Source organism: Levilactobacillus suantsaii, assembly GCF_004115745.1.
Lineage (GTDB): Bacteria > Bacillota > Bacilli > Lactobacillales > Lactobacillaceae > Levilactobacillus > Levilactobacillus suantsaii.
The window spans coordinates 18573-43542 of sequence record NZ_QXIL01000006.1; the positions used below are offsets into that span (position 1 = coordinate 18573).

A 24970-nucleotide genomic window follows, 5' to 3' on the forward strand; every position below is an offset into this window, starting at 1 on the left:
AACACACTAAATCAACACCAGTTTTAAATAATTCTCAAACTTGAAAAATCCAATTTTACATTAGAACTACTCGAAGATTACTTTTATCTTATTGGGTCTTTACCACTATTCAGCACCATAGACTTCTACTACTTTAAATTTCGGTATTTTTTGAAAGCGATTACTTTACTAAAGAACCTAAAACAGGCTTTTCAAGTATTTTGATGCTTGGAAAGCCTGTTTTATGTTAATCGATGTTAATTATTAGCTTTAATCGTTTTTCTTCGCCGGGGCCTTCTTCTGGCGCACGGCGTGAATGATCAGCGTGATAACGATTGCCCCCACGACTACCAGACCAAATAAAGCAGCTGGAATTTCAATATCAATGGCGGGAATCGATAGGAACAACTTCACGGCAATAATCCCAATCAGGATGTAAGCCATGGGTTCCAATTCGGGAATCCGTCGCATCAGTTTCATGATGACTTCGGCCACGCCCCGCATGGCCAGAATCCCAATCATCCCCCCAATGAGGACGATGACAGGGTTGTTTGAAATGGCTAACGATGCCAAAACCGAATCGATGGAGAACACGATATCCATCATTTCAATCTGAATGACTACCGACCAAAAGAGCGAAATTCCCCGGCGCTTCTTTTTATCTGCAACCAACTTCCGCGTGTGCTTCACACGGGTTCGGGTAAAGAACTGAAAGACCAGGTAGGCCAGATACAGCGACCCCAAGACCTTAATCTCCCAAAAATTAATCAAATAGGTCCCTAACCCAATGATGATGAACCGAAAAATATAGGCTCCCCAAATCCCGTAAAACAACGACTTTTCACGTAACTCTTGGGTGGGTAGCGACTGCGTTTGCGCCGCTAAGACCACCGCATTATCCACGGACAACAGACACTCGATTAAGACCAACGAAAAGATAATCAGCCAATCGTCACCCGTTGTGATCACAGTTTCCCAGTTGTGCGGATCGAAGAACGGCCCGTATAACTGACCTAGAAAGTGTAGCACCGCATGTCTCAGCTCCCTTTTTGTTTAGGCTTATTTTACCATACGCGTTTCGCAGTTGCGACCGCGGACCGTCAATTTTTCGGCCCCGTTTGATAATTTTATTTGTTAATTCAAATTGTAAACTGTTTAAATTGTTACCAAAGCGCCATCAAGTTGTTATTCATTCGCAACTTGATGGCGGTACCATTGGTGTAGATTACCAATCAAGGGGAATGGATGGTTATTGTGAAAAAAGTTATGTTAATCGCCGCAGCCGCGTTAGTGACCTGGGGCCTATTACCAATCGGGGAAAGTCACGCCAGCAGTTATTTTAGAATCGTCCGGACTGAAAAAACGGATTATAACGCTCGCTTCGTCAGTCAGCCACGCCGCAACGACGGTATTTACTATTATGGGCCGTACAATACCCGGCGCTCGGCCACGACCCGCGATGCCAGTGGTAAGAACTGGCAACATCGTTTTGTGCGCGTCAGTCAAATCGCCACGTTATCTAACGGGGTCAAGTTCGTGAAATTTTCCTGGTACGGCTAGACCATCGGCTGGGTGGATCAAGCCGCCCTGCAGAAGTTCAGCCGGACTGATAATGCCCGGGTGCTCTTAGAAAACGCCCATTTCGAAGGCCGGGCCATGATTTTCAACCACTATGCGACTGGGGCCAGCCTAATCAGCGTAGGGTACGCGGATCAACCCAGCAAGTCGGCCAATTCGGCAGCCACGCTCTACCCGTTGGCTTCCCTGCAAAAGGTGATTACTGGCGCCATCATCGAACAGCTGACCAGTGAGCACCGGTTAGCCATGACGGAAAAACTCAGCCGCTTCTTCCCGACTATCAAAGACAGTGAAAATATCACGATTCGTCAACTACTCGACCAACGCTCCGGCATCAAAATGGATGAGACCACGCCTAACACGGTCTTGACCACTCAGGACGCTCAGTTGAACTACACCCTCACACAATTAACTTCGACCGGAGCGGGCCGCTACAACTACACCAACGCCAACTACACCCTGCTCGCCGCTATCGCCAGCAAGGTCACCGGCGAATCCTACAACACGTTAATCCAAAAACGAATCATTCGTCCGCTAAACCTGACCGATACCCACGCGTGGGACCAGTTGCCGACATCACAGTTGACGGCCAGTGGCTACAGCTACGCTAACGGTCAAGATTACCGATCCAACGGCGTTTCTCGTGAGTTAGTGTCCTCGTTACTGGGAGCTGGTAACTATTACTCGACCCCTGAAGACTACTACGCCATCCAAAAGGGGCTCCGGAATGGCAAGATTCTGACCCGTGACCAATACCTCGACCTCGCTAACCACTACCAGCATGATTATGATGGTGGTTTATATCACTACAGCAACGGCATCAAACGGGTCCACGGGACGTTGGGAACCTCGGGATACGATACCGTGTATTACGGTACGGAAGGCAACAAATACGGTGCAATCCTCTTTGCCAACCAGTCGCCGCAGCATTCCATCAACACACTAGCCAGGACCTTGTACGATTTAGCTTACTACTACAACGAAAATTAAACAGCAACAATTAAAGGGGGTTCGGACGCTGGTCCGAACCCCCTGGTTGTCTTTTCATGATTACGTGTCATACTGGTTAAGATTATACGTGGCAATCACGTTGGTTAATTTGCGCGCATAGTGCGGATCCGTGGCATAGCCGTTGGTCTGTAACAACTTGGCCGCCGTCTGATAATCCGTCACGGTTCCTTTAAAATAGTTCTGTTTAAGCAACGCATCGTGATCCAAAATAGCATCCGTTAGATTCGGATAATTCCGGAAATTTGCCCGGACCTTGACCGTCTTGTTATTGACGTACTCCGTGGTCATGAAGCTTTTACTGCTACCTTGGTAACTCCCCTTCACCCCAAACGGATTATTCGCCTGCAAGAAAAGTTGCGATGTGCCCCAACTCGATTCCAAAATGGCTTGAGCAATCACGATACTAGGCAAGACTTGGCCGTTTTGATGGTACACTCGAACCGCGGGTGCCGCCATTTTTTTGATAAACTTTTTCTGCGCAGCCGTTTCCCCGGACGAAGAACTCGTGCTAGTGGCGGTGACCACCCCGTTTTGAATCTCAGTTTTTATGTGACCCCGAACCAGCATTCCGCCCCCCACGACAATCAGAACTAGCACAAAGAGCCAGGTCGCAAAGGCCGGATGACTATTCCGTTGGCGATTTTTTCGACGTCGTTTTGGCACCCGTGTCCCCCCAATTTCGGTTATAATTAGGTCTATTATAACCATAGTTGCCTCGTAAAAGTCACGTTTACGCCACGTAGTCACAATAAAACTTAATCTTTTCTCGAAGGGAGGTGTTTCTCGTGCTTCTCAGCGCAATCGTCTTTTTACTCTGTTTAACCGCACTGATCACGTTCTGGGAACCCCACGGTTTATTCAGCGCCGTCACGACCAGTTTTTGCGGCGGCTTAATTATCTTAATCACTAGCTTTTCGCCCCACCAGTGGGCCCATGGTCTCGCCGTGATTGGCTGGCTAGTGGTTGCCCTCATCGCTTTCAGCGGACTGGTGACCCTGATTCTCATCATGGGGTGGCCCCACGCCGTCCTCAAAAAACGCGAACGATTAACCGGGTGGCTCCGATTGGCAATTGCCGGGTGGCTCTTACTGAGTGCCGGCTGGTCGTGGGCCGCACTCTCCGGTCACTTTACCGACACTCTGTGGCCCTGGCTCACCTTCATCCCTGTTTACAGCTTATATTTAGGCTTACTGTATGCGGCCAGTTTGATAGGCTTTTGGCGGGTCAGTCTCGTCAGTGCCCACCACGCCGATACCTTAGTCGTTTTAGGGGCTGGACTGCACCGCGGCCACATTATCGGCCGAACCTTACAGTCCCGGCTGGACACCGCCTTGGCCTTAGCGACCCAACAGGATCACCCGGTGACCATCATCGTGACCGGGGGCCAGGGAGCAGACGAAGACCTCCCTGAAGCTAGCGCTATGGCGGCCTACCTTAAGCAGCATCACTTCCCCGCCGCTAACCTCATCGAGGAACCCGTCGCAACCAATACGTTCAGTAACTTACTGAACAGTCAACCTCTCTGGGCCCAACTGCCCCAGCAGGGCGGTCGCGTCGTGGTAGTCACCAGTAACTACCACCTCTTTCGCACCCAAATTTTGGCCCACCAATTGGGCTTACATTTGGGTGGTGCCGCAGCCCCAACTCGTTGGGGTACCTTGCCCCTCGCCTGGGCGCGCGAATTTTTAGCCATCGTTATCTTACATCCACGTTTGCACCGCAGCGTTCTGCTAGCGTTATTGGGATTAAACATCCTCGGTGTCCTTATCTTTTGACCCGAACAAAAGTATCTAGGACAAAACATTAAAGGGCACCGCTTTTAAATGAATTTTCATTTAAAAGCGGTGCCCTTTAAGTTACTCAGTGCCCATAGTGGTGCCGAAGCGTGCGCCAAAAGTTAGTTTTTAATTCAACGCCGTCACGTGCAACGCATTTCTAATCGGGTAAAATTTCGGTTGCGACCACGTTAGCATCTCCGACGTTAAGTGTAATCGAACCAGATCCAACCGGTTGTACGGCTGGAAGTAGTAGGTCAACGATTCGCTACAAGTCGCCGCCCGGTAAACCGAATAGGTGGGGCGGTAGTGGTGACTCTTGGGAACCGTCACACTGTTCAAGAGGTGCCAGGCACTGATGATGCCCTCGTTTTCGTTGGCCGGCAAATCGGCGCGTTCTTTATAATACGCGGCCCGCACGAACCGGCCGCCCGGTGTGAACGACCCGCTAGGAACGGGTTTCCCCGAAAAACGTCCGGTCGTGACTAGCGGCGTGTTCAACGGCACGGTCCCCGCCACGAAATCATCGGTATACGTCACGTACTGCCCCAACCGCTGTAACTGTTGCGTAAAATCCTTGCTGTTGGTGACCACACCTAACGGATTTTCACGAACCCGCATGGGAAAGTGGGTCGGTTCGATGACGACCGTGCGACCAGTTCGGTCGACCACGGCAAAGTGTAACTCGCTGTCCCCGATAGGGTTGGCCGCGAGTCGCCCACTCATCAGTTGGATTTCCTCCAGATGCGCTTCAATCTCGGCGACCGATGCGAAGTTGCTTAACAAGTAGAAAGAAAATTCGAACGGTGCCAAATGGACGTGTCCCGCTGTGGGCGTATCCACCAGTTGCGAGCCATTGGCGAAGGTCAGCTTCTGAACACTAAGCCCCTTTTCGTTGACCCCGTCAGACACATCGATTTCGTGGTCGTGTGGTCCACCACCACCGATTAACGCGTAGCGGCCCACATGGGGTTGGTTATCAAATAGACTTAACCAACGGTACCCCCGCGGCACGAAGAGGGGCATGCTCTTCATCACGTGCCAATCCATGGTCCGAGCCAGGATGTGACTGCCATCCTTAGCGATTTGTAAAATACTGGTACACATCCTTAAAGTCCCCCTTCACGGTTAGTCCGCAGCTTGCGCGTCAATCAGAAACTGCTGAAATTGCTGGTCAATTTTGCGTTGCCGGGCAGTCTCGCCCGAAAGCTCCAGTGCGGCCACACTCGCCGTAATCTGCAGGTAGGCAAATAAAATCTGGCTAGGATCTAAGCCCACCTTAGTCGCTAATTGACTGGCATACTGAAACCGGTCCGGTCCCATCATAGGAGCAAAGGGACTTTCATAAGTCCGGTGGCGTTTGGTCATCGGTTAGTCACTTCCTTTTAGTACGTAAGTACCCTTACCTTACCGACTTTTAGCGCGAAGTCAACCAAAAGACTTCCTTAACTTTCCTTAAATCCACCTTAACCTCTTCCGTGAAGTGCTTAATATGGTAAAATTAAGCATTAATTATACCCTGCTCGCACGGTGCAATTAATAACTTAGGTTAGAGAGGACTCAGATTACATATGCAAGAACGGATCAGAAAACTTCACCACAACCGAATTTTTGCACTCGTATTCTGGTTAGTGGTGGTCTTTGCGGCCATCGTAACCCTGCCAAATGTTAACACGATCATTCAATATGATGGTCAACCACAATTGGCAAATACGAGTCAACCCGTGAAGGCCTCCCAGGTACGGAACCATTGGGGCCGTAACCTTGACGGGACCTACACGGTCAACGCGGTGTTTAACAACCCCGCGGGAAAGTTAACCAACAAGCAACTCCTCGCGATCAATAAGACCACGGCGACGTTGCAGAAGAAGGCCAGCAACTACGGGATTCAAAAGATCACGACCATGACCAATACCCCGACGAGTCGACCGCAACTCTTGTCCAAGGACCAGTCCACGGAAATTGTGCAATTATCGATTAGTCATAATCAAGGACCGGTTCGCGACGTGGCCAATCAGTTGAAGAACCAAATCGCCACGGTCGGGTTGGAGACCTACGTCACCAGTCCCGAAATCGTGAGCGATGCGGCTAACGCCCATATTTCGTCATTCACTTTAATCGTGATTTTAATGACGTTATTGGTCGCGTTGGTCGCCATGGGGATTTTGTTTGCTTCCATTATCGCCCCGATCATTACCTTCTTGGCGATTCTGATTAGTTACATCTCCACGTTAAGTCTCGCGACTAACTTAGCCTATCACTGGAACTTCGCGTATTCGGAATACACGCCAATCTTCCTGCTACTGGGTATCAGTCTGTTTACGTTACTGACCAGCTTCTGGTTCTTCCGGCGCTTACGTGACTTGGTTGACGAGGGCACCGATAGTCAAGCAGCCACGACCCAAGTTATTCATGACCTAGGGTACCGGATCTTAACCAGCACTTTAGCCTTGACGCTAGCCTTCTGCAGTCTGACGCTGTTCGACTTCTCGAGTATCAGAGCGCTGGGCGTCCTGGGCATCGGCTTTGCCATTACTGGGATTGCCAGTGTCACCTTGATTCCCGTCTTCGCCGGCCTACTGGGTAACAGTCTCTTCTGGCCGAAGAAGACCCGGCCCCAATTGGCAGACCACAAAGTTTGGCACCAATTGGCTCGCTTCGGGTTATGGCAACCTTGGATTGCCGTTATCGTGTTGCTCTACTTTGCAGGGGTCGGCTTCTTTGGCGGCAACAACGCCCATTTGAGTTACACCAACGCTCAAGATATCCCGAATAACCAGGCCGTACAGGGCGCCCGGGTCCTCAGTGCCCACTTTGGCCAGGGTAAGGCCACGCCGGTCACCCTGTACCTGCAAACATCCAAACGGTTAGACAACCAAAACCAGCTTTACCAGTTAGATAACCTGACCCGTAAGCTGCAGGCCCAACCGGGAGTCGCGTCCGTGACCTCTGTCACCCAACCCGGTGGCCAACCCGTGACGCAATACTACGCCACGACCCAGTTAGCCGGCATCACCACCAGTTTGTCGGGGGCCATGGGCCAATTACAATCCGTGCAAAACGCCATCAAGGGCGACCAAAATGGTCTGAAACAAAAGACTTTGAAGGCCGAAGTCAAACGCCTGAACAAGTTATCTAACCAGACCAGCAAACTGGTCAGCCAAAGTGGTGACCTCGAATCCGCCATCTCTTCGGCTCGTAGTAATGCAACCACTAGCAACGGTAGCTCTTCCAAAGCCGCTCGCCGTTACGTGCGGCAGTTGAACCAAGTCGACCAAGAATTGACTGACGCGGCTTCCACGCTCACGAACCTGAGCGACGCGGCTTCCACGGCCGACACGACCGTCACGACCGCTCATTCTGGGTTGAGCACCTACGCCGATGCCATCAAGTCCGTTAACGCCAACTTGAAACAAACGCGTAAGCAGGTCAAGAAGCTAAACAAGTCCCTCAACCAGATCTACACTTACCTGAATGGTTTACAAACTTCCGAAGCAGCGAAAAACTTGTACCTGACGCCGAACCAAATTGCCAGCGGTGAGTTCCAACAATCCCTGGTCAACTTCACCGACGCTAAGGTCAAGACGACCGCACTGACGATTACTTTGAAACAGGCGCCGAACGCACAGTCCACGACCAAGACTTTAGCCAACCTGCAACAGGTGGCCGATAGTCAGCTTCGGGGAACGATTCTAAAGCACGCCACCTTGACCTTCTCCGGCCAACCCGTAGTCACGTCGACCTTGCAAACGCAATTGCAACAAGACTTACCGCGGGTCATTGCCACGGTCTTTGGCATCGTCTTATTGTTACTCGTCTTATTCAGTCGTTCCCTGCTCCAGACCAGCTACTGGTTCTTAACCTTCCTGGCTTCCGCGGGGGCCAGTTACCAACTGACCCGTGTCCTCATGCAGTGGTTGACCGGTAACACCCAGTTCAACTGGCAGGTTCCACTATTGGCCATCGTGCCGTTGACGGTCCTGGCCGTTGTCGAACTGACTCAGTTAGCCTTAAGCTACCGCTCAACCGACGCAGCACTCACCGAGTGGCTCTTACCGGGCTTACACGCTGTTGGTCAGACGATGCGTCACTCCCTGTTCATCGTCATTGCCGGGATATTGGGGCTCTTAGCCGCTGAATCACAAGTCTTAACGGCGGTCGCATTGATCACCATCTTGACGGCCATCATCTTCAACATCATGTTGCCACTGATGGCTTCCTCGTTCGGGAAACTATCGGTCATCATTCCGGCCCAGAAGCCGTACCATTTCCACTGGCCATCTAACCGGCGTTCTCGGCGGTCCCAGACGGATACGGCAGCTACGGATACCACCGATGATAATAAGCAGGACGACTCACAAGTCTAATCAAAAATTGCATTTAAAAGGGGACCTGAGAAAAATTCTCAGGTCCCCTTTTAGGTGTGCCAAACCGTTTCAATCGATACCTAGTCAGGCAGGTCTTGCGTCAAACGCCGAGCTTCGGCGTTCGGAACCAGCCGGTAGGTGACGGTGCCCTCTTCTGGCACTAATGCCATTAGGGTCTGTTGGTCGTCAAACGCCCCCATGTTAATGGCGACCTGGCCGTCCATCTCGGCGAACCCCCGTAAGCCTTTAAAGATGAACCGGCGGAGTAACTTAGCGCGCGAATCACGTTCTTGCGCCTTAGCCGCGGCGGCGGTCAATGTATACCCATTATCCAGGTAATATTTGATCATGGATACCTGAACAAAAGTCCCAAACGTGTACACGCGGGCCTGTTCACCCTCCCGTTCTCGCGACTTGATCAGTTGCTTTTTTTCCCAGTACCGCAACTGTCGCGCTGAGACTTGGGTCATACTGGCCAACTCACCAATGCGAAATACCAGCCGGTGCACATCAAAGACATGCCGCATTTCATCTGAAAACTGTGCCACACGAGTCCCTCCCTCTGCTAAACACTTTAATAGTTTAGCAAGTTTACCGCCTGACTGGCAAGGAAAATCCGCAAGTTACGATTTGTTCGAAATATTTAACCCCCTTGAAACTTTTTTGTTACATTATTGTCATATTACACTGCTAATCTTGAAAGCATAATCACAATGAGGAGTTGGGCGTAGGATGAATAAATTTGTTAAACGTCTCATCACGACAACGGTTGCTTTACTGGGACTTGTGACTTTCGCCACGACCACTGCTTCCGCTAAGAGTACCACTTCAACTAAATCAACGGCTAAGGCCACTGCAGTGATTAACAAAACGACCTATAAAGCCGTTTACAAGATTGCTAAGGCTCACTTAGGCGCTCGTTACGTCTACGGGGCCACCGGGCCATCCGCTTTTGATTGCTCCGGGTTTACCAGTTACGTTTATAATCATGGCGCTGATTTCACGCTACCCCGGACCGCTCAGGCCCAGTACAACGCCAACAAGCACGTTACATATGCACACATCAAGAAGGGTGATTTGGTCTTCTTTGGGACCAGCAAATGGGCCATCTCCCACGTGGGATTATACGTCGGCAAGGGCCAGATGATTGATGCCCAGAACCGTGGGGTGGTCAAGGAAGCCGTTCACGCCCCTTGGTAGCATGCGGTTGGGTATGCCCGGGTCACGACGACTCTCGATTAATTTTACACCACCATTGATATTAAAACTTAGACGTCACACCGGCTATTGTCTGGGTGACGTCTTTTTGAGTCAAAAAGTACCGGCCAACTTCTTGGATTGACCGGTACTTTGCGTTTAGTTTTCTTTTGCTCGGTACTGCATGGTCCGGTGGTCGATGCCCGCTTCTTTAAAGGTCTCCCCCACGGGCGTGAAGCCCAATTCCCGATAGAAAGCCATCGCAGTCACCTGTGCATCCAGTGAGATCCGCGCAATATCTGATTTTTGGGCGTCAGCGATAATCTGCTTGATCAACTCGCCAGCGTAGCCCTGGTGCCGGGCCGTCGCCACCGTGGCGACCCGCTGAATCTTGACCCGGTTGCCAGCCAGCATATCAATGCGGGCGGTCGTCACCGGTTGGTCATCGACGTAGCCCACGTAGTGCATTTTGTCTTCATCGGTCCCATCAAGTTCCTCTTCGGGGGCAATTCCCTGCTCATCGATAAAGACCGCGCGCCGAATTGCAATTGCATCTTGGTAACAGGGATTCTGCTTCCCCCACGCCATCCGACATTCCATCCTGTCAGCCTCACTTTTCATCTTTTTGATTATAACTTAATACTGTGATGTCATCTGCCGTCAACCGCAACTTCGTCAAGCTCCCGTTAGCCGGCCGAACGCTCAAATCATACTTACCTTGACCATAACGTTCCATCAGGCTTAATAATGTATTCCCGTGACTAATCAATAAAACGTTATCGCCAGCGTGCAGGTCCGGGTTCTGACGAATCAAGTCAAAGCCCTGATCGACCCGTTGCCAATACTCGTCGTTATTTTCGGCTTGGTGGAAGGGATCGGCTGCTTTTAGGAAGTCCTTGGCCTTCCCAATGGAATACTTCGCCTCAATCGCCTTAAACGTCGGTACCCCATGGGGAGCCCCGGCCACGTACCAGGCTTGTGCCATATCATTACCTTCATAATACCCGTAGAATTCTTCTCGAAAGAACGGCGTCGTGGTTAATTTGGGCGTCGATTGATTGGCCGCAATGATGGTCTGAGCAGTCTGTTCCGCCCGAGTCGTGTCACTACAGTAAGCTGCCGCAAACGGAACATCTCGAAGTGTTTGCCCCGCTTGCTTAGCATCCGCAATGCCGGCTTCAGTCAATGGTGAATTGCTCCATCCCTGCAGTTTATTATAAATATTGAAGTAAGTCTGACCGTGGCGCACCACGTACAGCGTGATTCCTTGATCCATAACGTCTTCACACCTTTCGTCTAAACTATCTCTAGTGTACCAAATTCCACCGGCAAAACGATTACATTTTGGCGCCACTGGCTTAAAGTTTTCTTAAACTTGCCCGGAAAACCTGCCACTCTTGGGTAGCTCTGCTAGGATAAGAGAAATGTCTTCCGTAATTTACTAGTTTGCAGGGTAAATTATGGTAAAATGAGGCTACTTTAGATTCAGTCAGTCAGCCCCGACATTATCATCGTCGGGGTCAAACACCCCACACTGGTTCCCCTTAGCGACCCGCTCGACGGGCTGGGAACTTTTTTCGTGAGTTGACTTTCGCTGGACCATTATCCTGATACGAAGGAGCAATTATCGTGGAACGTTTCAAAAAGATTTGGGCCCGAACCGGGACCCGCATGGGCTTCGTCGCCCTTCTGGTCATCCTGTTTTGGCTAAAGACCCTCATCGCCTACTTTGTGGATTTTAACCTGAACCTCAGCGATCCCTTTCAGTTTATCATCCTCTTACTCAACCCGTTGGCGACGACGCTCCTACTCTTCGGGCTCGCGCTGTACTTCAAACGCGCACGCTTTTTTTACCCGTTCATATTTTTAATCGACATCTTAAATTCGTTACTCCTCTACATCAACGTGATTTATTTCCGGGAGTTTACCGACTTTATGACGGTCAACACCATGTTGGGGTATTCCAAGGTCGACCAAGGCCTCTCTGGTAGTTCGCTTGCATTGACCTCACCCCACGATGTGCTCTACTGGCTGGATTTAATTCTAGTCCTTGGGCTGCTAGCGACCCGGCGCATCTACATCGATCCGCGACCGGTCAACAAGCGCGTGGCTCTGGCCATTACGTCGCTGTCTTGTCTGCTCTTCGCCGGTAACTTAACCTTAGGGGAAATGGACCGGCCCCAACTGTTGACCCGGACCTTCGACCGGACCTACGTGGTCAAATACTTAGGTCTCGATGCCTTCACCGTTTACGACGGCATCAAGACCACCCACACCAGTGAAGTGCGGTCCCACGCCAAGAAGTCCGAACTCAAAGGAATCCTCAAGTTCGTTCATAAAAACTACGCTAAGCCGAACAAGAAGCTCTACGGGGTCGCCAAGGGGAAAAACGTCATCGTCTTGCACCTGGAGAGTTTCCAACAGTTCCTCTTGAATCGTAAAGTCAACGGTCAAGAAGTCACGCCGTTCCTCAACAAGCTCTACAAGAGTAAGTCGACCTACAGCTTCGACAACTTCTTCCACGAAGTTGGTCAAGGGAAAACTTCTGACGCCGAAACGATGTTGGAAACCGGGACCTTCGGCTTATCTCAAGGCTCGTTATTTACCCAATTAGGAAACGACAACACCTTCCAGGCAGCACCCGCCATCTTCGATCAGGAAGGTTACTCCACGGCTGTCTTCCACGGGAACGTGGCCAGCTTCTGGAACCGGAACAACACGTATAAGAACCTAGGCTACCAATACTTCTTCGATGCCAGCTACTACGACACGTCGGGGGATAAGTCATTGGGCTATGGCTTAAAGGATAAGTTGCTCTTCAACGATTCCATCAAATACTTACAACATCTGCAACAACCGTTCTACGTCAAGTATCTGACTGTCTCGAACCACTTCCCGTTCTCACTAGACAGTGAAGATTCCAACTTCAAGACACCCAACACTGGGGACAAAACGGTCGACAACTACTTCAAGACTGCCCACTACCTCGACCAGTCCGTCAAGGAGTTCTACCACTACTTGAAGAAGTCCGGGCTGGCTAAGAACTCGATCATCATGATCTATGGCGACCACTATGGAATCTCTAATTCCTCGAACAAGGCCCTCGCTAAGGTCTTAGGCGTCAACCCTGACGACTGGAACGATTACGACAACGCCCAGCTTCAACGGGTCCCGTTGATGTTCAACATGCCCGGCTACAAGCACGGGAAAGTCGAACATCAATACGGTGGTGAAATTGACGTCTTACCGACCCTGCTCCACTTGATGGGCATTAGTTCGAAGAAGTACCTGCAGTTCGGGACCGATTTGTTCTCCAAGGAACATAACCAGGTCGTCGCCTTCCGGAACCATGATTGGGAGAACCCTGAATACACGTCTGTAGACGGAACCATCTACAGTAACCGGACCGGCCAAGAACTACACCCGAATGCCAAGCAACAAAAGGCCATCGATAAGATGCAAAAGCACGTCAATGAAGCCTTGCACTACTCAGATTCTTTGAACCAAAAGAACCTCTTACGCTTCTACCATCCGAAGGGCTTCAAGGCCGTTGATCCAAACGACTACAACTATTCTGATGGTCTCCAAAAAGAGAAAAAGCTAGAAAAGAAGCTGGGACTGAAGTCTACCAGCATCTTCTCCCGCAACGATGATAAGTCTACCCAGAAGTGGTACCACACCGATGCGCCAGAGTTGAACCACAAGGAAACAAATTCTAACCGCATCAAGATTACCAACCAAGACGATACCAGTGGCAAGTAAGTTATAAAAACCCAGCCGCAATCCGAACGAGCTTTTCGGATTGCGGCTGGGTTTTTTCGGTCTATAATCGATTTAATGAGCTAGCGAGGTACTGTGGACTGGTCCCCGTTTATCTGGGAAGTAAGTGGCCATCAATTGGTGCACGGCCGTGGGGGCCTCACCGTAAGCGGTGGCAATCAGGGGTTGCTTGCCGGCATAGGTCACCCCATCGCCAATCGCATAGATACCTGGCACACTGGTGGCCATGGTCGAATCGACGGCAATCAACCGTTGACTACGCTCAAAGGTCACATCCCAACCCTCGATAACGTGGTAGTCCGACGTAAAGCCGTAACTGACCAAAAGCTTGTCGACTACCAAGTGCTCTTCGGTGGGGGCCCCGACGGTCTTTAAGGTCACGTCGATAGCCCCACTAGGCGTCGAAGCAAGCTGGCGAATCAGATACGGCGTTTTAACCGTCACCGTTGACTGGCGGAGCCGGTCGACCATGTTCTCTAGTCCCCGGAACTGGTTGCGGCGGTGCAACAGCGTCACTGATTGGGCCACGGGTTCTAACATCAGGGCTTGGTCGATAGCTGAATCACCACCCCCGGCGACCAGCACCCGTTGATCCTTGAACGCGGCTAAGTCGGGCACACTGTAGACCAACTGGCCCTTATCCGTAAACTGATCGGCGTTAGCCACGGTTAGCGGCCGCGGAGTAAACGCCCCGTTGCCCACCGCGACAATCACCGTCTTGCTGTGCGTCACGCCCTGTGCCGTGGTCACGTCAAAGCCGTCCCCATCGGCGGCTGCTTGTAAGTTGGTCACCGGCTGGCCAGGTTTGATGGTCAACGGAAATTGCGCCAGTTGCTGGCGTTGGGCGGTAATCAAGTCCCGACCCTTTACGCCCGGGAAACCCGCGACGTCTAAAATCGTCTTCTCCGGGTACAACGCGTTGACCTGGCCTCCCAGGTCGGCTAAGCTCTCCAGTAACTGGGTCTTAGCGTTACGCATCCCCGCGTAGAAGGCGGCGAACATCCCCGCGGGACCCCCACCGATAATGGTGATATCGTAAGTTTCTGTCATCTTCATCACTCCATTGTTTTTTGTTTGAAAGGAAGTCCGAGCATATGCGTCACGCACGTCTTTGGCTCAGTCTAACCGTTAGTTTACTGCTCATCGCTGGTATCACTGGGGCGTGGGCCCATCACCATCAGGCGTTACGGAACTTGCATCTGCCCCAGACCCGCACGGCGACATTATTGTTGCCGGGTGACGGTGGTAATTGGTTGTCGCTTCGCAGTATGACCTTAACGTTCGACCAGCCCCACGTCGCCACTCACAGTCTGACCGCCCACGTCACCACCGCTGGCCAAGTCCACTGGACTCAATTGCACCCCGTTAAAGCAAACAACCCGGTGATTCCCGTGTTATTTGCGGATAACACTCATCCCCAACGGGAATCTAAACAGTTAGGAACCGTTTTGACCCAGTTACGACAGCGCTACCATATCACGCGGGTCAACCTGGTCGGCCACTCGTCCGGGGGGACCATCGCATTAGATTACTTGCATGATACCCCGACAAATGCGATCCAGGTACGTCACTTGGTTTGCATCGGTGCCGATTTTCCGCACATGTCCCCACTGACTCATCGGTACCCCCACCTGCGGGTTCTAAATATTGCTGGACAGATTGGTGCGGTCACAAACGACGGTGAGGTCCCATTAAAGGACGCCCAGCAATTGGCAAGCCTGGTCCGTGGTCGGGTCCACAGTTACCGGTTCACCCAAATCCATGGGGCCATCTGGCAAAGTGAGCACTCGCTTTTACACGAAAGCGGCGCCGTCGACCAGGCCATCGCCACCTTTCTTTACCCGCCGAGTTGAGTGGTCCTAAGGATCCGTTGCCCCTGTAAGGTGCGCGCCTCGCGTAATCCGGCGTTGATTAACACGAAGATGGCCAGCCACCCCAGCGCAATCAAGACCCACTGTTGGAGATACAGGATGTCTAGAAAGGCAAACGGCGCGTTCCAATCCCAGGCGGCGTGTAACCCAATCGCAAGTAAGTAGAAGCGTAAAAATTTAGGGGCCACCATGTTGCTCCCGGTGACGGGTTGGTGGCGGTCCTTGGCCAGGATGATGGCCGCCCCCATGATGGCGGACCAGATGGTATGGGTCCCGATGGCTTGCCAGCTACGCATCAGTAACGTGACCAGCCCGTATTGGCCCGTGTAGCCCGCGGTCTCGAACACTGCGAACCCCGCCCCAATAGCCGCGCCCACTAATAACCCATTAAAGATGTAATTTAAATGGAACTGGTTGATAAAGTAGGTCATCACCAGCATCTTAGCGGTCTCTTCGATAAACCCCACAATCACCGCCGAGCCTAACGAGGTCCCGTTGCCCGACGGAATCAGCGAATACAGAATCATGGTCGCAATCAACGAGAGAATGCCCCCGACTAAAAAGACCGTCAGAAGCTGGTAGACGGAAAGGTTACGAAAGACGTTGATCTCAAAAAATAAAATCAGGAGCGAAAACGGGACGGTCAACGAGCCGATAAAAATCATGCCGGGTACCGCGTTGTTACTCCGAAAGCCCAGAAACAATAGCGCTAACAACACAAAACTTCCGGCCAGTAACGCAAAGATCCGCGAGAAGAGCCAGGGCTTGACCGGGGCCACGGAGACCGCTTCGAGCGACGGCGTGGTATGGCGGGTCCCCACAATAAAGAGGGCCTCGGCATCATCATGGTTGTGCGCCTTAAAAACCTCTGAAAACATCGAAAATAGGTGAATTTCAACCACCTTGTTTTCGCCGGTCCACTCGTTGATCTCCTTAGTCGCATCGTCGAGCAGATGATGCCCATAATGAAAATGTTGCTTCAAAGGCTTCACCGTTTCTTCTTTATTGGCCATGATTGGCCCTCCTCTCCGGCTTCTCCCCCGCTATCCAACTGACGGGTGATCACGGTTCTTATCTTACCGTGAAGTACAGTGAGCTTCAACTCCCGCCGTGAAGGGTTGCGCAATGTAACCCATTACATTATAGTTAAACTAGTACTTATAGCTCACCATAGATTTCAAGAGGGGGATAAATTATTATGGCACAACGGAAAATGATTTTGGACTTGGACACGGGGATCGATGACTCCCTGGCCATCGCTTATGCGCTAGGGGCACCCGATGTTGATTTAATCGGGATTATGGGTTCCTACGGTAACGTCTACGTGGAAGACGGGGCGAAAAACTCCCTGAAAATTCTGGAACTTTTAGGTCACACTGATATTCCAGTCTACGTTGGCGAAAGTCATTCCTCAACTAGTGACCACTTCGACCGGATGCAGGTCAGCGCCAACATCCACGGCGAAAATGGGATTGGTCAAGTCGACCTCCCTGAACCTAAGCGGGCCATCGAAAAAGAATCGGCCGTCGACTTCTTGATCGACGCCGTTCACCAATATGGTAAGGACTTGACCTTAGTCCCGACCGGCCCGATGACTAACCTGGCGGCTGCCTTGAAAAAAGCCCCAGAAATCGCCACGGAAATCGGTAACGTCACTTTCATGGGTGGGGCACTGACCGTCCCCGGTAACGTGACCTTCGTCGCCGAAGCGAACATCAACCAGGATGCCGAAGCCGCGAACGCCGTCTTGACCAGCCCATTACACTCGACCATGGTGGGCTTAGATGTCACTTTGCGGACACTGTTGACCCGCAAGGAAACTCAACAATGGCGCGATTTAGGCACCACGGCCGGTGAAAAGTTCGCTGACATCGTGGACTACTACATCGACGCTTACCGCCAGTTCAACAATAACTTAGGTGGCTGTGCCCTCCATGATCCATTAGCCGTTGGGGTATCGCTTGACCCATCCTTCGTGCAAACGCTCGACCTCAACATGCTGGTCAAGTACGGCAAGGAAGACTACGGCCGGACCATCGGTGATGAAAACCGCTTGAACGAACCGACTAACGTCAAAGTCGCCGTTCAAGTCGACACGGCGCGTTACCTGAAGACTTTCATGGAATATTTAACCGCGCTATTCAAGCAAAACTAACTTCTAACCATTAAAAAACGGGCTTCCCAAGATTTCAAATGCTTGGGAAGCCCGTTTTATTGTAGCCGAATTTAATTTTTCAGTTTGTTAGTTCTTCAAATCAAAGTTCTTCACCATCGTGTTAGTTGCTTGCGTCGCGTATTGTGTAGCCAGCTTCTTCTTTTGGGCCTGGGTTGCATTGATCGAATTGAAGGCCTTTAAGTATTGCTTGTACATGGTTGGCTTGACATACTTCTTCGCATAAGCCTTAGCAGGGTTGGTCTTCGTCCGGGTGTACTTGTAAGTCGTCCCACTGTTGGCAAGACGCCGGTTGGCCTTCTTCCCCGTCAACTTAGCAGTGAACTTATTAGTCGACTTCTTAGTCAGCTTGAACGTGTACGCTTTCTTGGCAAGTGACGTCGTGGTCTTCCCATTCTTAGTCTTGAAGTTGACCAGCTTGTACTTCATGGTCAAAACCTTCTTGTTCTTGCTGTATTTAGCAGACGTCAACGCCCCGTACTTCACGTTGGGTACGCTTCCAAAATCACCCATGACGACCACGGTCGCTGTCTTTTTACTGTTCTTACCAGCCTTTAGCGTCTCAAAATGAAAGGCACTCTTGGCCTTAGCACTCTTGTAGTAGCTTTGCAGGTCCCGGTTGGCAAAGGTACCAGTGACTTTAGTCTTGGCACTAGCCACACTCGGTGTAAGTACCCCACTCACGGTCCCCAATGCCAAAACCGTCATTCCTAGTTTCGCCCATAAACGCATCCCGATTTCCTCCTTAGAATTCTCAGTTTACGCCTCTAGTGTGCCATAAGTTGGCCCTACTGTCAGTTAAGACGCTTCATCACTTGAGATTAGTCGGGAAAACTTGCCGTAAGTACGCCGCAATTCCAGCATGATTATTGTCCCAGGGGGTCTGGTGATTGGCTACCGCCTTCACGCCAGATTGCCCGTTTAACATGGCTACGCCGTCCCCAGCGGCTTTGATCATCCCAAGATCATTTTCAGCATCCCCGAAGGCCATCAGTTCGTTAAAAGTCCAACCAAAGTGGGTCAATAACTGCCCTAACCCGACGGCTTTATCCATGCCAGCAGCCAAAAATTCCAAGATCTTAGGTTGGGAGCGTACCACGTGATAATGTTGTTTCATGACGGGGGTCAAGTGATCGACGACCTGGTCTAAAATCAACGCATCGGTGGCCATGACTGCTTTACTGTACAAGTGATCCGGCAACTCGGCAAAGGCCGTCTTGGTAAAAGTCATCGGTGCCTTTAGCATCTGCTGGTAAACGGAGGGTGTCAAATCGGCAATCGGATAGACCTGGTCGAAGTCGAGCACGTCCAACGGGTAACCGTTCTTCGCCGCAAAAGCGTGCAAGAGTTCTAAGTCTTGCCGTTTCATGCCGCTCTGCGCCAAGGTCTCCTTGGTCGCGTTATTGACCACCAGCGCCCCGTTAAAGGTGATGGTGTAATCTTCAGAAGTGGTCAGTCCCAATTGTTCGAGGTAACCCCAGATGGCGTTGATGGGCCGACCCGTGCAGAGGACGACCTTGATGCCGGCTTGGTGTAGCTTTCGTAAGGCCGCAGCGTTCTCCTCACTAATAGTTTTATCGGTGTTCAGTAACGTTTCGTCCAAATCCAGTGCAATCATTTTTATCATAGTTTGTCGTAACCTCCAGTTAGGTCCAGTTTACCCGTTCATGGGTCAAAATTAAACTATCAGACCAACAAGTCCTGACGAATCAACCGCACGATCTGGCGGTTCTCTGGTAAATGGGCGTGGTTGGCATTGGCCCCACTGACGATAATCTGGGTGAAGCTACGGACTCGTTTTTGAAAGATGTACTTGCCCCGGTTCACACTGGCAAACGGAACAATACCGTCTCCGGTATAGGACTTGCTCCCGGCGATTGAATAAACGATCAAACTCGTTGCCAGACGGTCGCGGCCTGCGACCAACTGTTTGAAGAGGGGCGTCTCCACAGTCGCACTGGCCTGTTCCAAATTAAAGGGCGCGGCAATGGTCATCAACCGGTCGGCCGTAGCCCCGGTCGCCGCCAAGTCATTCTCCAAGAATAACGTCAACACCAGCCCCCCGTTCGAGTGTCCCATGGCCGAAAAATGGTTGAAGTGGTAGGTCCGTTGGAGCGCACGAAAGGCGATAGCAAACCAGCGTGCCTGCTTCCGAATATTGACTGCGCCATCGTGATGGTTTTGAAAGCCAATCACGATAAAGGGCCGCTTGTCACCGTGCCGGATAGCCCCGTTGTAAACCAAATGGCCGTTGGTTTTGACTTCCACACGCAGGAGGCTATGCTGCGTTTTAGTTTGGCCGTTGAGTTCCTTAACCAGCGCATTAAATCGATTCTGCGTGGCACTAGACCCTGGTACTAAGATCACCGGCGCCACAGGACTCTTGTAGGTTGCCCGCACCACTGCCACTTGATGGGAACGCCACAGTAAGCCGGGTACCCCCAGTAAGACAACGAGCCCAATAATCAGCCCAAAACTACGCCAACTCGTCAGATGTCGCATCGCGTTTCGCCTCCTCCGCCAGCCGCCGGTCAACCGCGGCGTCCCCCTTCACAAATGGGTAATAAATCGCCGTGGCTAGGGCCAAATTTACGATGGCTAACAGTAACGCCCGTAGACTGCCCCCACTCCCCAGAAAGCTCAAAAACGGGCCCGGCGTGCTCACCGCTAAGGGGTAGGCCGTAGCGGGGACCCAGTGAAAAGCTAACGCGAGACTACTAATTGAAACGCATGCCAGCGGCGCCAATAACAAAGGGATTCCCAACAGTGGCCGCCATATCACGGGTAACCCTACCAATAACGGCGCGTTGAAGTTGCCCAATACGGGGACTAAACTCAGCCAGCCAATCCGGCGTTGAGCGGCATTTTGCCGTACCAAGAAAATGGCCAATAATAGCGCCAAGGCCATCCCCGGACCGCCCATGCTAGCGTAAGTCTGGATCACGGTCTGCACCGTCAAGACGTGGGGCACCTGCCAGTGGGCACTCCCTAGAACCGCCGCCAAATTTTGTGTAGCCGCCACGGTCTGCCCGCTGGTCGTGGGTAACGCCCCTAAAGTACCGCACCAAGTCATGGCGCCGTTAAGTAAACTAAAACTAGCCAGTTGTCCCCAGCCAGTAGGGAAACTCAACGGCAGACGCAACCAGGCGTTAAAGGCCGCGCGAACCGTAAACGGGGCCGCCAATAACCAACCGCCGCTCACCGTTGCTACCCCCAGGCCACCTAAACTCCCCAGCGTGATGGGCCGCAGCGTGGCGTCTAGCGGTGACGACCAAATCCTAACGCCAATGCGATAGAGGTTCCCCACCAACAGACCGACCACGAGGCCCGCCAAGATGCCGTGCCAGCCCAAATTCATGGCTAGCCAAGCCGGGGCGTGGTGGGGCTGTAACGACACCGGGTTCACGTTGACCAACTGTAATGTCAGGCCAGCTAAGAGTCCCGCGGTCAGTTGGTCATCGGTGCTGCGGGTGACTTGTCGCACTAAATAAAAACTCACGACGATGGCTAAGCCCAAACTAGCCAGGCCAACCGCACCATTTTGAAGCAGTAACAGACCCTGCTCTAAGCGAGCCCGTTGGGGGCACCAATTCTCCACATGCAAAGTCTGGTAGTAGTATCCCGTGGGGGTCAGCCACCCCCGGATGACTAAATCGGCCAAACTGCCCAGTAAAATCAACGGGAAGACTACCCGTAACGCCTGGTTAAGCGCCATGACCTGGTTCAATCGGCGCCATTGATAATCACGTGCCATGACCCAATGGCCACAACGCCACATCGTTTTGTGCATCCGCCATCCCCCCTATCAGACGTTGATCGTACCGCCTTTTTGATGGCCAGGCCCCATTCAGCGCTGAGTTTGACCAGTCGCTAACTCAAGTCACCAGCCGATGCTAACCAAGCTTCAAGCTGGTCTAACACGACCGGTTGGGTATTGGGATCAGCGGTATGGTCCGGGATAGCAGCTAAAATGTCTGGTGCGGCGTTAGCTACCGCAATGCCCTGCCCGGCCCATTGCAACATCGCTAAATCGTTGCCGGAGTCTCCAAAAGCCGCCACTTCCGCTGCACGTATCCCCCAACGCTGGGCCAAAGTTTGGATGGCTTGCCCCTTACTGACTCCCGGTAACGATACGTTCAACCCACCGAGACCGCTACTCGTGGCGACGAGTTGACCGGAAAATCGCTGGTTGAAAGCCGCCACTTGGGGCGCGACGTCCGCGTGTAACCAGGTCACGTCTAATTTTAAAATGGCATCGTTTACTTTAGTCAAATCAGGAACCGAAGTCAGTTGGGGGTAAAACGCTTGTGACGCGTGAAACCGCGCACTGTCGGCCGGTAAACGAGTGTACGCACGCGTCTGCCCACAACTGATCAAAAAATTATCCGCCATGACGGGGGCCGTTTCCAACCACGTCACGGCCGATACGACCAAGTCGGAGGGCAACGCGCGTTTCTGGACGATTGCGCCGGTTCCTGTAACGATTAAAGCGCCGTCTTCGACTACGTAGGTCAACGACGCCGCTTCCGGTAGGTCCCGAAACAACGCCTGAGCGTGGTCTAGCGGGTCCCCCGTCGCAATCACGAACCGGCTACCGCGCTGGTGTAACTGAGCCAAAATATGGGCAAACTGTTGGTGGTCGTAATGCCCTTGGGGGTCCAAGAAGGTCCCGTCTAAATCCGTTGCAATAAGTCGTGGTAACATGTCTTTTTGCCAACCCCTATCCGCTAATCAAAGTAGGTTTAGCATACCGACTTCCGCCTGTTCGCGCAACGACCAAGTCTCGGGCAAACGGCGACCTAACAAGCAAAAAAGTGTCCGGATAACGGGAACCCCAACGGATTCCGGTCACCGAACACTTTTAGGTTAAGGGTTAAGCTTTACAAAGTAAAAACGAATTAGTCACTCATGCTGCTAGCCTTGTTGGCGTGGTTCATCAACGAGCGAGTCTCGGTAAATTCGTTGATGTCGTGCAGGACCACGGTGATGACCCGGTGCTTGCCTTTCTTCTGACCAGTACCAACGAAGCAGTAACCAGCCAGCGGCGTGTACCCAGTCTTCAAACCGTCGACGTTCAACGACTTCTGGTAGTAAGTCCGGCCGGGCAAGAGGTTGTTGTAGTTATACAACGACTGACCGTCGACCTTCTTCGAGCCGATTTTACCGTCCTTGACGACCCGCGGGTAATCCTTGATCAGGTGCCGCGCAATCAACGCGACATCCTTGGGGGAAACCTTGTTGGCGTTGGCCGACCCATAGTTATAGCCAAAGACTTTCAAGTCACTATTTTCCAAGCCAGACGCGGAGACGAAGCTCGCGTGTTTCAAGTTCCAGGACTTGGCCTGAGCGTTCATCTTCTTGATGAACTTGCCGTTACTTCCGGAGACCCACTTCCCTAAAGCGATGGCCGCGTTGTTCGATGAATCCAGGTAGGCGGCGTAATAGAGTTCCTTGACCGTGTACTTGTGCCCAGACTTGAACCGGAAGCCGCCACACGCCGCATCGTTGCCCATCGCAATCAGACCTTTACTGTTGGTCTTGACCACGTCGGTCCACTTCGCCGACTTAGTGTGGACTTTCTTAAGGGTCAGATACAAGGTCATTAACTTGGAGACGGAGGCAATCGGCCGGGCCGTGTTGGCAGCCTTGGACCAAACGACCTTCCCGGTGCTGGTATCCATGGCCACGGCGCCCTTGGCGTACTTCAAGCCAAACGGTGCTTTCCCCTTCTTTAGATAGCCATGCCAAATCCAGCCCTTAACGGAACCGGATTTATTGCTGACCTTTAAGTAGATTCCCTTAGAATTACTATGTTTCCAAGTTTCTTGCTTGGTTGCGTACCAAGTCGTATTCGGATAGGTCTTCAAGTTCGCAACTTTCTTGGAATGGCCATAATTATAAATGGCCCCCTTGGTACTCTTTTTGTGATAAGCCGTCTTGGTCAGCGATTTCGACGAGACCGTCCGATACGTCGCCGCGTGGGCGGGCTGGGTCGTCGTTACCCCAAGCCCCAGACTCACAGTCGCCATAATGGCCAGCGTACTTAATTTTAGTTTACTAATTGTCATGTGCTGAATTCCTTCCCAAATTCTGTCAAACTCCAACTCAAAGTTAACACGTTTATCACGTCATAATCTGTCGCTGATAAAACTGTAACCTACTTGTTGGCCCCGTAACTTGGTTGCAATCTCCTCCTTTACGGTTATAAATCCTAGAATTGACCAAATGACTAAGTGCGAGAGACCAGCATTCCCAGCCAGTAGTCGCTTGTTTTCAATTGGTGCTATCCATAATCATCTAACCCCAAGCTAATTCAGTACCTTAACGTCAAACTGGTCTAGGCCATACTTGTTCTAGACCATTTGTGGGGCCTCACTGTTTTTCAGCCACACGGTTGCACGTCTGAATAGGTCAAACCTTAGGTACGATTGTTTTCGTTAGCGGTTGCATTTTTCTTCAAAACTCGTTACGCTAGATAGTAATTTGAATCCGCGGGGTGCCCATATTCGGCTGAGAACAAACCCATTGAACCTGCTCTGGACAATTCCAGCGAAGGGACGGTGAATGACTCAAGCAAACTTGGCCCCCACTATCAATTTAGTGGGGGCTCTTCCCATTTTTTGGGGACCCTAAGGGTAAAATGAGGAGGAGTTTTACATGAAACAATGGCACGTTCGCGATATCATTCTTGTCACCATTCTCGCTATCTTTATGGGGGTCATTTTCTGGGTCACCGGTCCTGTCTACACGGTTCTAGCCGCCGCTTTAACCCCCTTCGGTCTGCAGCCCATGGCTAACGATATGCTTTTGGGGCTGTGGTGCATGGCTGGTCCCCTGGCAGGCTTCATCATCCGCATTGCCGGTGCCGCCACGTTAGGTGAATTACTGGGGTCCATCGTTGAAATGTTTCTTGGCGGTATGTGGGGTGCCAGTACCTTGATCTCCGGTATCGTCCAAGGGGTCGGTGCCGAATTAGGGTTTGCGTTCACCGGTTACAAACGCTATAACTGGATGACCCTGGTTCTCAGCGCGTTGACCACCACGTTAGTGACCTTCGGCTGGGACTTCTTCCGGAGTGGATACAACAAGTATCAATTCGGCTTCATGATGCTCTTGTTGCTGACCCGGTTCGTGTCCGTCTTCATCTTTGGCGGCGTCTTAACGAAGTTGATCACCAACCTCTTAGGTCGCGCCCACGTTTTATCTCCACGCATTCGCGCTTAAACACTGGAGGGATTT

24 protein-coding genes and 1 riboswitch are annotated in these 24970 nt (G+C 51.7%); of the genes, 9 read left to right on the plus strand and 15 right to left on the minus strand.

The features are described from left to right. Nucleotides 1-249: 249 nt before the first annotated feature. Nucleotides 250-1008 (minus strand): TerC family protein, encoded by a 759-nt coding sequence (locus tag DXH47_RS04460; protein ID WP_129031962.1) that lies wholly within the window; start codon nt 1006-1008, stop codon nt 250-252. Nucleotides 1009-1233: 225 nt separating this feature from the next. Here DXH47_RS04460 and DXH47_RS11810 point away from each other — a divergent pair, with 225 nt between their 5' ends. Both DXH47_RS11810 and DXH47_RS04465 read left to right on the plus strand, forming a co-directional pair. Then, the gene (locus DXH47_RS11810; protein ID WP_225423492.1) at nt 1234-1539 is read left to right on the plus strand and encodes an SH3-like domain-containing protein; all 306 of its coding nucleotides are present in this window, start codon (nt 1234-1236) and stop codon (nt 1537-1539) included. A 12-nt stretch (nt 1540-1551) separates the two neighbouring features. Continuing rightward, nucleotides 1552-2547: a serine hydrolase domain-containing protein gene (locus DXH47_RS04465; protein WP_225423493.1), complete on the plus strand. Its 996-nt coding sequence runs from the start codon at nt 1552-1554 to the stop codon at nt 2545-2547. A gap of 60 nt (nt 2548-2607) precedes the next feature. Here DXH47_RS04465 and DXH47_RS04470 read toward each other — a convergent pair whose 3' ends face one another. Continuing rightward, nucleotides 2608-3231 carry a glycoside hydrolase family 73 protein gene (locus DXH47_RS04470; protein WP_129031964.1) on the minus strand — a complete coding sequence of 208 codons (624 nt, stop codon included), beginning with the start codon at nt 3229-3231 and terminating at the stop codon, nt 2608-2610. A gap of 122 nt (nt 3232-3353) precedes the next feature. Here DXH47_RS04470 and DXH47_RS04475 point away from each other — a divergent pair, with 122 nt between their 5' ends. After that, entirely contained in the window at nt 3354-4343 is a 990-nt protein-coding gene (locus DXH47_RS04475) for a YdcF family protein (protein WP_129031966.1), read from the plus strand. Between the two features lie 129 nt (nt 4344-4472). Here the strand turns inward: DXH47_RS04475 and DXH47_RS04480 are convergent, their stop codons facing one another. Both DXH47_RS04480 and DXH47_RS04485 read right to left on the minus strand, forming a co-directional pair. Then, complete coding sequence (locus tag DXH47_RS04480; protein ID WP_129031968.1) at nt 4473-5450, minus strand: linear amide C-N hydrolase; 978 nt, start codon at nt 5448-5450, stop codon at nt 4473-4475. A 21-nt stretch (nt 5451-5471) separates the two neighbouring features. Beyond that, nucleotides 5472-5711: a hypothetical protein gene (locus tag DXH47_RS04485; RefSeq protein ID WP_129031969.1), complete on the minus strand. Its 240-nt coding sequence runs from the start codon at nt 5709-5711 to the stop codon at nt 5472-5474. 203 nt (nt 5712-5914) lie between these two features. Here DXH47_RS04485 and DXH47_RS04490 point away from each other — a divergent pair, with 203 nt between their 5' ends. Continuing rightward, a complete protein-coding gene (locus tag DXH47_RS04490) occupies nt 5915-8710 on the plus strand; it encodes an MMPL family transporter (RefSeq protein ID WP_129031971.1) in 2796 nt (931 codons plus the stop codon). Between the two features lie 80 nt (nt 8711-8790). Here the strand turns inward: DXH47_RS04490 and DXH47_RS04495 are convergent, their stop codons facing one another. Then, nucleotides 8791-9258, minus strand: coding sequence for a MerR family transcriptional regulator (locus DXH47_RS04495; RefSeq protein WP_225423494.1), 468 nt, complete (start codon nt 9256-9258; stop codon nt 8791-8793). A gap of 184 nt (nt 9259-9442) precedes the next feature. Here DXH47_RS04495 and DXH47_RS04500 point away from each other — a divergent pair, with 184 nt between their 5' ends. Next, nucleotides 9443-9910: a C40 family peptidase gene (locus DXH47_RS04500; protein WP_129031973.1), complete on the plus strand. Its 468-nt coding sequence runs from the start codon at nt 9443-9445 to the stop codon at nt 9908-9910. A 156-nt stretch (nt 9911-10066) separates the two neighbouring features. Here DXH47_RS04500 and DXH47_RS04505 read toward each other — a convergent pair whose 3' ends face one another. Then, nucleotides 10067-10495, minus strand: a complete 429-nt coding sequence (locus tag DXH47_RS04505; RefSeq protein ID WP_225423495.1) for a GNAT family N-acetyltransferase — start codon at nt 10493-10495, stop codon at nt 10067-10069. 22 nt (nt 10496-10517) lie between these two features. Then, entirely contained in the window at nt 10518-11183 is a 666-nt protein-coding gene (locus tag DXH47_RS04510; RefSeq protein ID WP_129031977.1) for a histidine phosphatase family protein, read from the minus strand. Nucleotides 11184-11578: 395 nt separating this feature from the next. Between DXH47_RS04510 and DXH47_RS04515 the strand changes: the two genes are divergently transcribed. Beyond that, on the plus strand, nt 11579-13669 hold the full coding sequence (locus tag DXH47_RS04515) for an LTA synthase family protein (RefSeq protein ID WP_129032168.1): 2091 nt from the start codon (nt 11579-11581) through the stop codon (nt 13667-13669). Between the two features lie 72 nt (nt 13670-13741). Here the strand turns inward: DXH47_RS04515 and DXH47_RS04520 are convergent, their stop codons facing one another. Next, the gene (locus DXH47_RS04520; protein ID WP_129031979.1) at nt 13742-14737 is read right to left on the minus strand and encodes an NAD(P)/FAD-dependent oxidoreductase; all 996 of its coding nucleotides are present in this window, start codon (nt 14735-14737) and stop codon (nt 13742-13744) included. A 44-nt stretch (nt 14738-14781) separates the two neighbouring features. Here DXH47_RS04520 and DXH47_RS04525 point away from each other — a divergent pair, with 44 nt between their 5' ends. Beyond that, on the plus strand, nt 14782-15540 hold the full coding sequence (locus DXH47_RS04525) for an alpha/beta fold hydrolase (RefSeq protein WP_129031981.1): 759 nt from the start codon (nt 14782-14784) through the stop codon (nt 15538-15540). Here the strand turns inward: DXH47_RS04525 and DXH47_RS04530 are convergent. Continuing rightward, entirely contained in the window at nt 15525-16571 is a 1047-nt protein-coding gene (locus DXH47_RS04530; protein ID WP_129031983.1) for a PrsW family intramembrane metalloprotease, read from the minus strand. The genes DXH47_RS04525 and DXH47_RS04530 overlap by 16 nt on opposite strands. 185 nt (nt 16572-16756) lie before the next feature. Between DXH47_RS04530 and DXH47_RS04535 the strand changes: the two genes are divergently transcribed. Next, nucleotides 16757-17713: a nucleoside hydrolase gene (locus DXH47_RS04535; protein ID WP_129031984.1), complete on the plus strand. Its 957-nt coding sequence runs from the start codon at nt 16757-16759 to the stop codon at nt 17711-17713. 87 nt (nt 17714-17800) lie between these two features. Here DXH47_RS04535 and DXH47_RS04540 read toward each other — a convergent pair whose 3' ends face one another. The 6 genes from DXH47_RS04540 to DXH47_RS04565 form a co-directional block, all read right to left on the minus strand. After that, nucleotides 17801-18463, minus strand: a complete 663-nt coding sequence (locus tag DXH47_RS04540) for a hypothetical protein (RefSeq protein ID WP_129031986.1) — start codon at nt 18461-18463, stop codon at nt 17801-17803. A 79-nt stretch (nt 18464-18542) separates the two neighbouring features. Continuing rightward, on the minus strand, nt 18543-19358 hold the full coding sequence (locus DXH47_RS04545) for a Cof-type HAD-IIB family hydrolase (RefSeq protein WP_129031988.1): 816 nt from the start codon (nt 19356-19358) through the stop codon (nt 18543-18545). 59 nt (nt 19359-19417) lie between these two features. After that, the gene (locus tag DXH47_RS04550) at nt 19418-20233 is read right to left on the minus strand and encodes an alpha/beta hydrolase (protein ID WP_129031990.1); all 816 of its coding nucleotides are present in this window, start codon (nt 20231-20233) and stop codon (nt 19418-19420) included. After that, entirely contained in the window at nt 20208-21521 is a 1314-nt protein-coding gene (locus DXH47_RS04555) for a PTS transporter subunit EIIC (protein WP_129031992.1), read from the minus strand. The genes DXH47_RS04550 and DXH47_RS04555 overlap by 26 nt, the downstream gene beginning before the upstream one ends. Before the next feature lie 80 nt (nt 21522-21601). Then, nucleotides 21602-22435, minus strand: coding sequence for an HAD-IIB family hydrolase (locus tag DXH47_RS04560; protein WP_129031994.1), 834 nt, complete (start codon nt 22433-22435; stop codon nt 21602-21604). 194 nt (nt 22436-22629) lie between these two features. Then, entirely contained in the window at nt 22630-23799 is a 1170-nt protein-coding gene (locus DXH47_RS04565) for a D-alanyl-D-alanine carboxypeptidase family protein (protein WP_129031996.1), read from the minus strand. A gap of 414 nt (nt 23800-24213) precedes the next feature. Further along, nucleotides 24214-24306, plus strand: a riboswitch (TPP riboswitch). 82 nt (nt 24307-24388) lie between these two features. On the opposite strand from DXH47_RS04565, the gene DXH47_RS04570 reads away from it, so the two are divergent. Then, nucleotides 24389-24955, plus strand: coding sequence for an ECF transporter S component (locus DXH47_RS04570; RefSeq protein WP_129031998.1), 567 nt, complete (start codon nt 24389-24391; stop codon nt 24953-24955). The last annotated feature ends 15 nt before the right edge of the window (nt 24956-24970 follow it).